The sequence below is a fragment of the Actinoplanes sp. URMC 104 genome, from assembly GCF_051386375.1.
Taxonomy (GTDB): Bacteria; Actinomycetota; Actinomycetes; order Mycobacteriales; family Micromonosporaceae; genus Actinoplanes.
Map to the genome: position 1 here is coordinate 609,465 of NZ_JBPQTO010000002.1, position 13,028 is coordinate 622,492.

Annotated in this window: 13 protein-coding genes; 6 read left to right on the plus strand and 7 right to left on the minus strand. The window is 70.3% G+C overall.

The window, feature by feature from the left end; translation table 11 throughout:
- Window positions 1-31: 31 nt before the first annotated feature.
- The 5 genes from ACSNN8_RS03780 to ACSNN8_RS03800 all read right to left on the minus strand — a co-directional run bounded on the left by ACSNN8_RS03780 (window position 32) and on the right by ACSNN8_RS03800 (window position 6,146).
- Window positions 32-1,636 (minus strand): glycoside hydrolase family 13 protein, encoded by a 1,605-nt coding sequence (locus ACSNN8_RS03780; protein WP_436646979.1) that lies wholly within the window; start codon window positions 1,634-1,636, stop codon window positions 32-34.
- Window positions 1,637-1,708: 72 nt separating this feature from the next.
- Window positions 1,709-2,581 (minus strand): carbohydrate ABC transporter permease, encoded by an 873-nt coding sequence (locus ACSNN8_RS03785; RefSeq protein ID WP_436646980.1) that lies wholly within the window; start codon window positions 2,579-2,581, stop codon window positions 1,709-1,711.
- Window positions 2,582-2,585: 4 nt separating this feature from the next.
- Window positions 2,586-3,527: a carbohydrate ABC transporter permease gene (locus tag ACSNN8_RS03790; RefSeq protein ID WP_436646981.1), complete on the minus strand. Its 942-nt coding sequence runs from the start codon at window positions 3,525-3,527 to the stop codon at window positions 2,586-2,588.
- A 57-nt stretch (window positions 3,528-3,584) separates the two neighbouring features.
- A complete protein-coding gene (locus tag ACSNN8_RS03795; protein WP_436646982.1) occupies window positions 3,585-4,964 on the minus strand; it encodes an ABC transporter substrate-binding protein in 1,380 nt (459 codons plus the stop codon).
- 195 nt (window positions 4,965-5,159) lie between these two features.
- Window positions 5,160-6,146: a LacI family DNA-binding transcriptional regulator gene (locus ACSNN8_RS03800; RefSeq protein ID WP_436646983.1), complete on the minus strand. Its 987-nt coding sequence runs from the start codon at window positions 6,144-6,146 to the stop codon at window positions 5,160-5,162.
- A 142-nt stretch (window positions 6,147-6,288) separates the two neighbouring features.
- Between ACSNN8_RS03800 and ACSNN8_RS03805 the strand changes: the two genes are divergently transcribed.
- From ACSNN8_RS03805 to ACSNN8_RS03820, 4 genes are read left to right on the plus strand one after another with little or no spacing between them, the layout of a single operon-like run.
- Entirely contained in the window at window positions 6,289-6,696 is a 408-nt protein-coding gene (locus ACSNN8_RS03805; protein WP_436646984.1) for a YchJ family protein, read from the plus strand.
- 43 nt (window positions 6,697-6,739) lie between these two features.
- Window positions 6,740-7,594: a tryptophan 2,3-dioxygenase gene (locus tag ACSNN8_RS03810; protein WP_436646985.1), complete on the plus strand. Its 855-nt coding sequence runs from the start codon at window positions 6,740-6,742 to the stop codon at window positions 7,592-7,594.
- On the plus strand, window positions 7,591-8,793 hold the full coding sequence (kynU, locus tag ACSNN8_RS03815) for a kynureninase (RefSeq protein ID WP_436646986.1): 1,203 nt from the start codon (window positions 7,591-7,593) through the stop codon (window positions 8,791-8,793). Before ACSNN8_RS03810 ends, kynU begins: the two co-directional genes overlap by 4 nt.
- Entirely contained in the window at window positions 8,790-9,884 is a 1,095-nt protein-coding gene (locus ACSNN8_RS03820; RefSeq protein WP_436646987.1) for an amidohydrolase, read from the plus strand. Before kynU ends, ACSNN8_RS03820 begins: the two co-directional genes overlap by 4 nt.
- A gap of 45 nt (window positions 9,885-9,929) precedes the next feature.
- Here ACSNN8_RS03820 and ACSNN8_RS03825 read toward each other — a convergent pair whose 3' ends face one another.
- Window positions 9,930-10,526, minus strand: coding sequence for a QsdR family transcriptional regulator (locus tag ACSNN8_RS03825; protein ID WP_436646988.1), 597 nt, complete (start codon window positions 10,524-10,526; stop codon window positions 9,930-9,932).
- A gap of 252 nt (window positions 10,527-10,778) precedes the next feature.
- On the opposite strand from ACSNN8_RS03825, the gene bdeA reads away from it, so the two are divergent.
- Both bdeA and ACSNN8_RS03835 read left to right on the plus strand, forming a co-directional pair.
- A complete protein-coding gene (gene bdeA, locus ACSNN8_RS03830; RefSeq protein ID WP_436646989.1) occupies window positions 10,779-11,696 on the plus strand; it encodes a bis(hydroxyethyl) terephthalate hydrolase in 918 nt (305 codons plus the stop codon).
- A 32-nt stretch (window positions 11,697-11,728) separates the two neighbouring features.
- The gene (locus ACSNN8_RS03835; RefSeq protein ID WP_436646990.1) at window positions 11,729-11,851 is read left to right on the plus strand and encodes a hypothetical protein; all 123 of its coding nucleotides are present in this window, start codon (window positions 11,729-11,731) and stop codon (window positions 11,849-11,851) included.
- Window positions 11,852-11,858: 7 nt separating this feature from the next.
- Here ACSNN8_RS03835 and ACSNN8_RS03840 read toward each other — a convergent pair whose 3' ends face one another.
- Entirely contained in the window at window positions 11,859-12,734 is an 876-nt protein-coding gene (locus tag ACSNN8_RS03840; protein ID WP_436646991.1) for a hypothetical protein, read from the minus strand.
- Window positions 12,735-13,028: the final 294 nt, after the last annotated feature.

The following is a 13,028-nucleotide window of genomic DNA, read 5'->3' on the forward strand; positions in this document are numbered from 1 at the left end:
CCCTTTCATAGGTGGCCAGCCCCCCGGTGTCCTACTTGGTCTGCCCCTCCCTTTCCGCGAGGGGCTTCACGCGCAGCCATACGGCGGTGTCCGGGGGAAGGAGCGCACCGTCGAGGGGGCCGCTGGCGAGCAGAGGGTGGTCGTGGGCGGGCAGGGCGATGGGGGCGCCGGACATGTTGACGACGCACGCGAACCCGGCGCCGCGGCAGAAGGCGAGCACGGCCGGGCCGAGGTCGAGCCAGGAGAACCCGGGCGCGAGCGAGCTGCGGCGCAGGGCGATCGCGGAGCGGTACAGCTCCAGCATCGAGCTGGGGTCGCCGGTCTGCGCCTGCGCCGTGCGGTCCTTCCACTCCGCCGGCTGGGGAAGCCAGGGAGTTCCGGTGGTGAAGCCGAACGGGGGCTCGTCGCCGCTCCACGGCAGCGGCACCCGGCAGCCGTCGCGGCTGTGCCCGCGGCGGCCCCACATCGGGTCCTGGAACTGCTCGGGCGGGATGGTCTCGTTCTCCCAGAGCCCGAGCTCCTCGCCCTGGTAGATGTACGTGGCGCCGGGCAGCGACAGCGAGAGCAGCGCGGCGGCCCGGGCGCGGCGGGTGCCCAGCTCGAGGTCGACCGGGGTGCCGTCGAGGTTGTTGTCGAAGCTGAACGTGGTGTCGGCGCGGCCGTACCGGGTGACGTGCCGGGTGACGTCGTGGTTGGACAGCACCCAGGTGGCCGGGGCGCCGACCGCGGCATGGGCGTCGAGCGTGCGGTCGATGCACTCGCGCATGAGCCGCGGGTCCCAGGCACAGCCGAGGAAGTCGAAGTTGAACGCCGCGTGCAGCTCGTCGGGACGCAGGTAGTTGGCGAACCGCTCGACCTCGGGCATCCAGACCTCGCCGATCAGCGCGCGGTCACCGCCGTACGAGTCGGCGACGCGCCGCCACGAGCGGTAGACGTCGTGCACGCCGTCGAGGTCGTGGAACGGGTGCGGGGTTCCGTCGAGCACCTCGGGCAGGGCCGGGTCCTTGAGCAGCAGCGCGGCCGAGTCGATCCGGATGCCGTCGACCCCGCGGTCGAACCAGAACCGCAGGATGCTCTCGAACTCCGCCCGCACGTCCGGGTGGTCCCAATTGAGGTCGGGCTGCTGCGGCGTGAACAAATGCAGATACCAGGACCCGTCTTCCGTACGGGTCCAGGTCGTGCCGCCGAACTCCCCTCGCCAGTCCGTCGGCATCTCGTCGCCGCGCTCGCCCCGGCCCGGCCGGAACCAGAAGTAGTCGCGCTCCGGCGCATCAGCGGAAGCCAGCGCCGCCTTGAACCACGGGTGCTCGCTGGAGATGTGGTTCGGCACGATGTCGACGATCATCCGGATGCCGGCGGAGTGCGCCTCGGCGATCAGCGCCTCCGCCTCGGCGAGCGTGCCGAACACCGGGTCGATGTCGCGGAAGTCGGCCACGTCGTAGCCGGCGTCGGCCATCGGCGACGGGTACCACGGGCTCATCCAGATCGCGTCGACGCCCAGATCGCGCAGGTGGCCCAGCCGGGCCCGGATGCCGGCGATGTCGCCGACGCCGTCGCCGTCCGCGTCGGCGAAGCTGCGCGGATAGACCTGGTAGATCACCGCGTCGCGCCACCACTGGGAGTCGTTCGGAGACACTGCTACCCGCTTTCTGTGCACGCTGGGTCCGGCGGTCCTGGACGGACCGCCCGATTTGTCAGTGTTAGGAGATCAGCCCTTGAGGCTGCCCGTGGTCAGGCCCGACATGATGTTCCGCTGGAAGAGCAGGAAGATGATCACGGTGGGGATCGCGGCGATGACCGAGGCGGCGATCACGACGTTCTGCGGCGTGCCGCCCGCGAACGCATAGATGCCGACGCTGAGCGTGCGCGTCTCCGGTGACGGCATGACCAGCTTGGGCCAGAGGAAGTCCTTCCACACCGCGGTCACCGCGAAGATCGACACCACGCCGAGGATCGGGCGCGACATCGGCAGGATGATCGACCAGAGCGTGCGCAGCGGCGACGCGCCGTCCACCTGCGCCGCCGCGATCAGGTCCTCGGGGATCGAGTCGAAGAACCGCTTGAGCAGAAAGATGTTGAACGCGTTGGCGACCAGCGGCAGCCAGATCGCCCACGGCGAGTCCAGCAGGTTGACGTGCACGAACGGCAGGTCGATCGCCGTCACGTACTGCGGGACGATGAGCACCATCGCCGGGATCATCAGCGTGGCCAGCATCAGGGCGAGGATGACGTTGCCGAACGCGGGCCGCAGCTTCGACAGCGCGTACGCCGCCGCGGTGTCGAACACGAGCTGGAAGAACACCGCGCCGGCCGCGTAGTAGAACGTGTTGAACATCAGCTTGGCGAGGTCCAGGTTGTTCCACGCGTCGCGGTAGTTCTGCAGCTGCGGATCGCGCGGCCACAGCGTGGGCGGGGTCTGCGCGATCTCCTGGCCGGACTTGAGCGCGCCGGTGACCATCCAGTACAGCGGTCCGAGGAACACCAGCGTGAAGCCCGCGACCACGACGCCGAGCACGGCCCAGTAGACGAACCGGCCGCGCCCCCGCTTGAGCTGCGACTGCGAAATGAGCGTACGGGTCATCGTCCTAGTCCTGTTTCGTCGTCAGTCGCACGTAGACGGCCGAGAAGGCGGCCAGCACCAGCAGCATGATCACGCCGAGCGCGGCGGCGCCGTTGAGGTCGTTCTGGAAGAAGCCGTGCTGATAGATCAGGTACGCCACCGAGGTTGCCGAGTCCTGGGTGCCGGCGCCGTTGGCCAGGATCAGCGGCTCGATGAACAGCTGCATGGTGGCGACGATCTGCAGCATCGCCAGCAGCGCGAGGATCAGCCGCGTCTGCGGGATCGTCACGTTCCAGATCCGCCGCCAGATGCCCGCGCCGTCGAGCTCGGCCGCCTCGTACAGCTCGCCCGGGATGTTCTGCAGCGCAGCCAGATAGATCAGCACGGCGCTGCCCATGTTCATCCAGGTGGAGGCGATCACCATGGCGGGGATCGTCATGCTCGGCGACTGCATCCACTCCGAGGTCGGCAGGTGCAGCGCCTTGAGGATCGCGTTGAACAGCCCGGCGTCGCTGGGGTCGTACGCATAGAACTTGAACAGGAACAGCGCGGACGCCGGCGGCAGCATCACCGGCAGGTAGACCAGAATGCGCAGGTAGCCCTTGGCGTGCCGCAGCTCGTTGAGCAGGATCGCCACGAAGAACGGCAGCGCGTAACCGAGGATCAGCGCGAGCACCGTGAAGACGATCGTGTTCTTCCAGGCGGTCCAGAAGCTGGGGTCGGCGACGATGCGGACGTAGTTGTCCCAGCCCACCCAGGTGGTCTCGCCGCGACGGGTGCGCTGGAAGCTCATCACGACGCCGCGGATCATCGGGAACCACATGAACAGGGCGAAGCAGAGGACCGCCCCGATGAGGAACGCGTGCCCGGTGAGGTTGTCCTTGATCTTGCGGGTGAGGCTGCCGTTCTGCTTCGGGGCCGCGGTGACCGGCGCCGACGACCGGGCCGGGGCGGTGATGATCGCCAAGGCGAACTCCTGGGGGAGGTTCGCGGGGGCCGCACGCGGCGGCCCCCGCTCCGTTGATCAGCTACCGGCGGCCTGGAGCTGGTTGACCTTCTGCTCCGCGGTCTTGAGCAGCGCGTCGATGTTCGCGTTCGGGTTGGTCAGCACCCCGGACATCGCCGCGTCGAGCACCGCGTAGATCGCCTGCGCGTTGCGCGGCTCACCCTTGATCGGCACCGGGTTGTCCTCGAACGGCTTGAAGTTCGCGGTGTCGAGGTTCGCGTTCGCCTTGCGCAGGTCGAGCTCCTGCTTCTGCGCCTCGCTGCCGTTGGTGAACAGCAGCGGCTGGGGAAGGCCGACCGGGTAGTTCTGCGGCTTGGCCCGCACGTAGTCGAACTGGCCCTTGCCCGGGGTGAGCTTCTCGTAGGCGAGCCACTTGAGCCCGGCCTTCACCTGCGCCTCGGACAGGCCCTTCTTGAAGAAGTAGCCCTCGCCGCCGCCGAGCGTCGCCTTCGCCGGGCCGTCCTGGCCGGGCATCGGGCCCATCGCCCAGTCCTCGTACTTGCCCTGGAACTGGCTGACGATCGCCTGGGTGGCGTCGGGCGCGCCGATGAACATGCCGACCTTGCCCGCGCCGGCGTTGGTGAGCAGGTCGGCCCACTGCAGCAGCTGCCGGGAGCCCATGCTGTTGTCGCCGTACCGCATGTCCTTGAGGTTCTGCAGCACCTGCTTGCCCTGCGCGGTGTTGAAGGCCGCCTTCTTGCCGGACTCGTCGAGCACCTGGCCGCCCTGCGCGTAGATCTCGGCGGTGAAGTGCCAGCCACCGGTGTTGCCGGCGCTGTACTCGGAGTAGCCGGCGACGCCGCCGCCGAGCGCCGAGATCTTCTTGGCCGCCGCGCGGACCTCGGCCCACGTCTTGGGCGGGCTGGCCGGGTCGAGGCCGGCCTTCTTGAAGAGAACCTTGTTGTAGACCAGGCCCATCGAGTAGTTCTTCACCGGGACGGCGTAGAGCTTGCCCTCGTCGGTGAAGACCTCCTTGAGCGCGGGGTCGATGCTGTCCCAGGTGCCGATGGTGTCCTTGCCGACGTACGGCGTGATGTCCATCGCCTGGCCGGAGTCGAGCACCTGCTGCAGGTCGGTCATGTAGCCGTAGAAGACGTCGGTCATCGTGCCGCCGGCGAGGCGGGCCGTGAAGTCCGGCGGGTTGTTGCACTGCTCGCCGACGCTGACGCTCTTGATCGTGATGTCGGGGTTCTGCTTCTGGAACTCCGCGACATCGGCGTTCCAGTTCGCCAGCAGCTCCTTCTGCGCGCCGACCGGCTGGCAGTCGACGGTGATGGTGACCTTGCCGTCGGCGTCGGTCCCGGAGTCGTCGCTCTTGGTCGAGCACGCCGCCAGGCTCAACCCGAGGCCGGCCGCGAGCGCGAGCGCCGCAGCCTTCCGGTACTGCGGTACGGACATCTGTCCATCCCTTCGGGGAGGGGCTATGAGTGACGCAGGTCTCTCGTCATGTTTCGTGAAGGTGACGATACAAAGTCACACCGGTTCACGCAATAAGTCGACTGACATGAGAAAAAACGCGACACCGCTCCACGGTGGGCGGACACGACGAAGGGCGGGCCGGCGGCCCGCCCTTCGAAGTCAGTAAATGCCTGGTCAGCCCCGCTGCGGGGCGGGCGCGGTCGAGCCGCGCACCACGAGCTCCGGCTCGAACAGCAGCTCGTCCGGCTCGACGCCGCTGCCCTCGATCTGGTTGACGAGCAGGTCGACGGCCGCCTGGCCCATCATCTCGATCGGCTGCCGCACGGTCGTCAGCGGCGGGTCGGTGCAGGTCATCAGCGCCGAGTCGTCGAAGCCCACCACCGAGACGTCGGCCGGCACGTCGAGGCCGAGGCGCCGCGCGGCCCGGATCGAGCCGAGCGCGAGCACGTCGGACGCGCAGATCATGCCGGTCACGCCGCGCTCGATCAGCTTGCCGGCCGCCAGCCGCGCGCTCTCCATCGAGAAGCTGGTGCGCTCGACCAGGTAGTCCTTGCCCTCGAGCGCGGCCAGCTTGCGCCGCGACGGCACGTGGTCCTCCGGGCCCATCACCATGCCGATGCGCTCGTGGCCCAGCGACCGCAGGTGCCCGTACGCCTGCTCGACGGCCACCGCGTCGTCGGTGGAGATGTGCGGGAAGCCCAGGTCGGCGACGCCCGCGTTGACCATGACGACCGGCATGCGGCGGTCGGTCAGCGCGCGGTAGTGCCCGTGCTCCGCGTCGGCCAGCGCGTAGGACCCGCCGGCGAACACCACGCCGGAGACCTGGTGGTCGAGCAGCATCTCGATGTAGTCGCGCTCGGGCACGCCGCCGATCGTGCGGGCCGCCAGCAGCGGGGTGAAGCCACGCTGGGCCAGCGAGGCGGTCACCACCTCGGCGAGCGCGGGGAAGATCGGGTTCTGCAGCTCGGGCAGCACCAGGCCGACCAGCCGGCCGCGCTCGCCGCGCAGCTTGGTGGGCCGCTCGTAGCCCAGCACGTCGAGCGCGGTCAGCACCGACGCGCGGGTCGCCTCGCTCACGCCGTTGCGCCCGTTGAGCACCCGGCTGACGGTCGCCTCGCTGACGCCCGCCTTCTTCGCCACCTCGGCCAGACGTTTGGTCACCGGCCGAGCCTACGTCAGACCGCTGCAAATTTCGAACGGGAAATTTCAGAACGGCCGGTCTCTTGCGCTCGTTCTTGCACCGACGGTGAAAGCGGCCGCGCCCCCGCTGAGCCGATGCGATGCTGTGGGGACAATGGCTCTCATGGCGCACCGAACCAAGCACTGCCCCTGCGGGCGCGGCCTCGCGTACTCCGAATGCTGCGAGCCCGCGCACCTCGGGCAGCCGCCCGCCACCGCCGAGGCGCTGATGCGCTCGCGCTACTCGGCCTTCGCGATGGACGACGACGCGTACGTCCTCGCCAGCTGGCACCCGAAGACCCGGCCCGACCACATCGACCCCGACTCGCGGCTGCGCTGGGTGGGCCTGGAGATCCTCGAGTCGACCGGCGGCGGGCTGTTCGACACCGAGGGCGTCGTCGAGTTCCGCGCCCACTACAAGGACCACGGCAAGCCCGGCGACATGGTCGAGCGCAGCCGGTTCGTCCGGCACGACGGTCAGTGGACGTACTGGGGACCGATCCTTACCAACGGCTCACTCGCCAACATCTGAGCAGGTGTGATTCCCTTCAGGTGACAACCGAGGAGGGATTCCCGTGAGCTCCGACCCCCGGCCGATCGAGGACTCCGTCGTCCGCGATTTCAAGGTCAACCTCTCGTACGGCCGCTATCTGCACCTCGACGAGCTGCTGAACGCGCAGCACCCGGTCAGCGTCCCCGAGCACCACGACGAGCTGCTGTTCATCCTGCAGCACCAGACCTCCGAGCTGTGGCTCAAGCTGGTGCTGCACGAGCTGCGCGAGGTGACCCGCCGGCTCGGCAAGGACGACCTGCGGCCGGCGCTCAAGGGCCTGGCCCGCGTCAAGCACATCCAGCGCACGCTCACCGAGCAGTGGTCGGTGCTCGCCACGCTCACCCCCAGCGAGTACGCCGAGTTCCGCAGCTTCCTGGGCACGTCGTCGGGCTTCCAGTCGTACCAGTACCGGGCGGTCGAGTTCATCCTCGGCAACAAGGACCGGCGCATGCTGTCGCTGTTCAACGACGACGTGAGCGCGCAGGAGATGCTGACGGAGGCGCTCGAGGCGCCCAGCGTCTACGACGAGTTCCTGCGCTACCTGCACCGCCACGGCCACGACGTGCCGGTCGAGCTGCTGCAGCGCGACGTGACGCTGCCGTGGCGCTTCCACGAGGACCTCGTGCCCGTGTTCGTGCGCATCTACAGCGACCCGGAGAAGTTCTGGGAGGCGTACGAGGCCTGCGAGGAGCTCGTCGACATCGAGGAGAACTTCCAGCTCTGGCGCTTCCGGCACCTCAAGACCGTGGAGCGCACGATCGGCTTCAAGCGCGGCACCGGCGGCTCCAGCGGGGTGTCGTTCCTCAAGGCGGCGCTCGACCTGACGTTCTTCCCCGAGCTGTACGCCGTCCGCACCGAGATGGGAATGCCGCAGTGACCGACCCCGCCGCCCTCGACGCAGCCGATCCGCTCGCCGCGTATCGGGACCGGTTCCTCACCCCACCCGACTTCGACGTCGTGTCCTACCTGGACGGCAACTCCCTGGGTCGTCCGCTCGTCGCCACCGCCGCGCTGATGGCGTCGTTCATCGAGAAGCAGTGGGCCGGGCGGCTGATCCGCGGCTGGACCGACGAGTGGATGGAGTGGCCGCTCACGCTCGGCGACCGGCTCGGGTCGGTCGCGCTGGGCGCCGCGGCCGACCAGGTGGTCGTGGCCGACTCCACCACCGTGCTGCTCTACAAGCTGGCGCGGGCGGCGGTCGACGCGCGGCCCGGGCGGCGCAAGGTGCTGCTCGACACCGACAACTTCCCGACCGACCGGTACGTCCTGGAGGGCATCGCGGCCGAGCGCGGGCTCGAGCTCTCGTGGATCACGACGGACCCCGCCGCCGGCATCGAGCCCGCCCAGGTCGCCGACGCGGTTGACGAGGACACCGCGCTGGTGCTGTTCAGCCACGTGGCGTACCGGTCGGGGTGGCTCGCGGACGTCGCCGGGATCAACCGGATCGCGCACGCGGCCGGGGCGCTGACGATGTGGGACCTGAGCCATTCGGCCGGCTCGGTGCCGATCCGGCTCGACGAGTGGGGTGTGGACCTGGCCGTCGGCTGCACCTACAAGTACCTCAACGGCGGGCCCGGCGCGCCGGCCTTCGCCTATCTGCGTGCGGACCTGCAGGGCGAGCTGCGCCAGCCGATCCAGGGGTGGATGGGCCACCGGGCGTCGTTCGAGATGGGCCCCGGATACGAGCCGGCCAAGGGCGCGCGGGCCCTGCTGAGCGGCACGCCGCCGATCCTGGCGATGGTGCCGCTGCACGCCAACCTCGACATGCTGGCCGCCGCGGGCATCGAGGCGGTCCGCGAGAAGTCGCTGGCGCTGACGACGTACGCCCTCTCGCTGGCCGACGAGTGGCTGGTGCCCCGCGGCGTCGCCGTCGTGAGCCCCCGCGACCCCGCCCGCCGCGGCGGCCACGTGACGCTGCGCCGGCCCGGCTTCGAGTCGCTGCTCGAGCCCCTCTGGGACCGCGGCGTGATCCCCGACTACCGCCGCCCCGACGGCCTGCGGATCGGGCCCGCGCCGCTGAGCACGAGTTTCGCCGAGGTCCACCGGGGCCTCTCCGTCCTGCGCGACCTGCTGTGACCGAGTACCTCCTGGCCGACATGGTGTGGTGGGAGGGCCACCTCCGCCCGGGTGCGCCCTCCCCCGGCTCTGCCGTCTCCTCCGCCCCGCTCACTTCCCCGCCCGGGCCCGCCGTCGATGCTCCTGCACCGGACCCCTTCACCCGCGTCGCCATCCGCGTCGACGACGCCGGCCACCCCTCCCTCGTGCCCATTTCGGAGGTTTCGGAACCTTCTGGTGTCCGGCGCCTTCCCGGGACGCTGCTGCCGGGGCTGGTCGACGCCCATGTGCACTCGGCGCTGGTCGATCTGGGCACGCTGCGCGCGGGCGGGTTGGCCGGCGTGTGGGACCTGGGCGGCGTACCGGCGCAGCTCCGAGCCCTCGCCGGACAACCCGGACTCCCCCGGATGCGGTATGCGGGGCCGTTCCTGATCCCGCCGGGCGGCTATCCGAGCGACCGCGCCTGGGCGCCGCGCGGCAGCTGGCGCGAGGTGCAGTCGGAGGCGGACGCCGCGGAGGCGGTCGGCGAGGTGCAGGCGTGCGGGGCGTCGCTGGTCAAGGTCACCGCGCACGCCGGTGGGCCCTTGCTGGCGCAGTCGACGCTGTCCGCGGTGGTGGACGCCGCGCACTCGGCGGGGCTGCCGGTGGTCGTCCACGCCGAAGGGCCCGGGACCGTCGCCGCCGCGTTGGCCGCCGGCGCCGACTGGCTGGCGCACACGCCGTGGACCGAGGAGCTCGACGCGGGGCTGGTCCGCGACTGCGCCGCGCGGATGGGCTGGATCAGCACGCTCGACATCCACGGCTGGGGCACGCCGACGCCCGCCCAGCAGACCGCCCTGCACAACCTCCGGCTGTTCCTGGGCGCGGGCGGCCGGGTGCGCTACGGCACCGACCTGGGCAACGGTCCCCTGCCACCGGCGATCAACCCCCGGGAGGTACGGGCGTTGCAGGCGGCCGGCCTCTCCCCGCACGACGTGCTGGCCGCCATGACCGAGCCGGGCGCCGTCTCGTGGATCCCCGGCGGGCTCGACCTCGACCCGGGCCGGTTCGCCGACGTGCTCGCGACCGCCCGGGTGCTCGACGACGCCGTACGGCCGCGGCCGCACGGCTGAGGCTGTCGCGCTGCGTGATATCGCGCCGCCTTTTGTCGCGCAGCGTTATGCCGCCGGCTTCAGCAACGCCCGCAGGGAGGGCAGGAGTTCGTCGAAATCGGCTTTTCGGCCGGTGAAGAACTCCGAGTAGAGAAACGGCCCCACCATCCGGACGTAGAGATACGCGAGACGACCCAGATCAGCGTCGGGCGGCAGCTGCGCGGCCAAGCCGGTCTCCCGGAAGATCTCGACCTGCCTCGCGACCGCGTTGTCGTGAACCGCACCCGATGGAGTGAACAGAATGCGCGCCGCCGCCTCCGCGTCGTCCCGCAGGAAACGCTCCAGGATCGGGGTGCGCAATTGCTCGCCGAAGTAGCGCGAGATCTCGATCACGCCCTCGAAACCGGGCCGCGTGCGCGCCGCCCGGGCGCGGTCGAAGATGACGTTCGCGATCACCACCATGACGTCCTCGAGCAGGGCGTCCCGGCTGCCCGCGACCCGGTAGAGGGTCGCCCGGCTGATCGCCATCTCGCCGGCCAGCGCCTCCATGTCCAGCGTGGAGTTCTTCACGAAATGATCGACCCCGGCGCGTACCACCTGATCATGATTGACGACACGCCGACTGGCCGCGCCGCCGTCCGCGGACGCTTTTCCGTCACTCATGTACCGCCGCCACTACGTGATCTAGAACCGGCGCTCACTGTAGCAATCTCCTGACGCAATGTGCAGACCCCTCTTTAGCCTGTTTCCCATCTCCTCGAAGCGTGATGCCCGGATCGCCCGTACGTATCGAAACGCTTCTCTGCGACCGCCGTCTCACGATTCCCGTCCGTCTTGAACACGGATCAGCCGTCGCTCAGGATCGATTCCGGCACGCGCCAAGCAATTCCCCTCGTGCTTCACGAAAGGCCTTCCATGTCCCAGACGCAGACCTCCCCGGCCGTCCGGCGCCGGCGGCGTCCCCTCCGCGCCCGCCTCATCGTCGGCGCCACCGCCGCGGTGGCGACCGCGGTCGGCGGGGTCACCCTCGTGCCGTCCGCCGAGGCCGCGACCAACCCGTTCGAGCGGGGCCCCGCGCCCACCGTCTCCAGCATCCAGGCCACCCGCGGCTCGTTCGCGGTCTCCCAGACGAGCGTGTCGTCGCTGAGCGTCAGCGGCTTCGGCGGCGGCGACATCTACTACCCGACCAGCACCAGCGCGGGCACCTTCGGCGCGGTCGCGATCGCCCCCGGCTACACGGCCAGCAAGTCGAGCATGGCCTGGCTGGCGCCGCGCATCGCGTCGCAGGGCTTCGTCGTCTTCAACATCGACACGCTGACCCGCTCGGACCAGCCCGCCAGCCGGGGCCGCCAGCTGCTCGCCGCGCTGGACTACCTGACCCAGCGCAGCAGCGTGCGCACCCGCATCGACCCCGACCGGCTCGCCGTCGTGGGCCACTCCATGGGCGGCGGCGGCACGCTCGAGGCCGCGAAGAGCCGCCCGAGCCTGCAGGCCGCGGTGCCGCTGACCGCGTGGAACACCGACAAGACCTGGCCCGAGATCCGGACCCCCACGCTCGTGGTCGGCGCCGAGAGCGACACGGTGGCGCCGGTGTCCTCGCACTCGATCCCGTTCTACAACAGCCTGCCGAGCTCGCTCGACAAGGCGTACCTCGAGCTCAACAACGCGTCGCACTTCGCGCCGAACAGCAGCAACACCACGATCGCGCAGTACACCATCACGTGGCTCAAGCGCTTCGTCGACGACGACCTGCGGTACGAGCAGTTCCTCTGCCCGGCCCCGCGCGTCTCCACGACGATTTCCGACTACCGCAACACCTGCCCGCACTCCTGAGCCGTCGCCCGCGGAACCCCACCCCTTCGAGGGTGGGGTTTTCCGTAGCGACCTCCACCGCGCTCGACCCCGAGGTCGTCCGCCGGCTCGCGCTGGGCGTCGCCGCCGGATGCAGCCGCCGCGTGCCGGCCGTGCTGCGCTACCTGGGCAGTTGAGCGACGTTCAGCCGATGCGCGTCCAGGTGGCGCAGCGGCTCGTCTGGAACACGCCGCCCGGCCCGATGGTGACGACGAGCTGGCCCTTCGAGATGTCGTTGGCGATGATGCTGCTCGACGCGCCGTCCGCGGAACGGGACCGCTCCCAGTAACAGAAGTCGGCGTTGCCGGTGGAACGGTAGGTCCCCGGCACGAAGTCCGAGCCGACGAAGTACACGCCGTTGCCCGGGATCGCCGTCCTCTTCGACTTGGAGTTGATGACCGCGCTCGTCACCCGCGTCCACGTCTTGCAGCCGCTCGTGCGGAACACCTTGTCCGTCGGCTTGACGTAGACCAGCCGCTGCCCGCTGCCGATGTCGTTGGCGATGACGCTGCCGATCGACCCGCCGGCGTCACTGGCGCGCGCCCAGTAGCAGGAGCTGTTGCCCACCGACCGATACACGCCCGCGTTGAAGTCCTTGCCGACCAGATAGGTCCCCGCCCCCGGGATCGTGTTCCTCGGAGCCGCGCCCTTCAGCGCCGCCACCACCGCCCCGGCGGCCATCGGCTCAGCGGCCACCGCCCTGACCCCCACCGCCCTGACCCCCACCGGCGCGGCACCCGACGGCTCGGCGACTGCCGGCCTCACTGAAGCTGACGGCTCGGCGGCCACCTGGCTCGCCGCTACTGCCGCGGTGAGCATCGGCTGAGCCGTTACCGAGCGGGCCGCCGGCGACGGCGCGCTGAGCATCGGCTGGGCTGCTACCGAGCGGTCAGGCAGCGACGGCGCGCTGAGCATCGGCCCGGCGGCGGCCGGCCCGGCCATCGACTGCGCGGCCACCACGCCCGCGACGGTGAGCACCAAGATCGCACCCGGCCGTCGCCGCGGCAGAGAACCCGTCATGTGACTCCTTCCTCCAGCAGGGCCCGACGCCCAAGTGCTCCAACACAGCGGCCCACCATCCGCGAACCCCGCGGAACGGCGGCCGACCGACCTACGCCCGCGGCGCCTGCGGGTCGTTGGTCGACACTCCCGAGCGCCCGGAACAACGGGCCGCCTGCGGGAGCCGCGAAACAACCCGCCAGCACGGGCGCCCGGACCACGACGCGGCTGTCGAGCCCGCCTCCGAGCACCCGACGTCCGCAGGTACGAGTGCGTCCCGGCGCCCAAGCGCGCCGAGCACCTCAGCACGCCCCG

Bases quoted from the DNA above. Each gene is read 5' to 3' on its own strand.
- ACSNN8_RS03785 (WP_436646980.1), bottom strand. From the start codon at position 2,581: ATGACCCGTACGCTCATTTCGCAGTCGCAGCTCAAGCGGGGGCGCGGC.
- ACSNN8_RS03795 (WP_436646982.1), bottom strand. From the start codon at position 4,964: ATGTCCGTACCGCAGTACCGGAAGGCTGCGGCGCTCGCGCTCGCGGCC.
- ACSNN8_RS03805 (WP_436646984.1), top strand. From the start codon at position 6,289: ATGGCGCACCGAACCAAGCACTGCCCCTGCGGGCGCGGCCTCGCGTAC.
- ACSNN8_RS03825 (WP_436646988.1), bottom strand. From the start codon at position 10,526: ATGAGTGACGGAAAAGCGTCCGCGGACGGCGGCGCGGCCAGTCGGCGT.
- bdeA (WP_436646989.1), top strand. From the start codon at position 10,779: ATGTCCCAGACGCAGACCTCCCCGGCCGTCCGGCGCCGGCGGCGTCCC.
- ACSNN8_RS03840 (WP_436646991.1), bottom strand. From the start codon at position 12,734: ATGACGGGTTCTCTGCCGCGGCGACGGCCGGGTGCGATCTTGGTGCTC.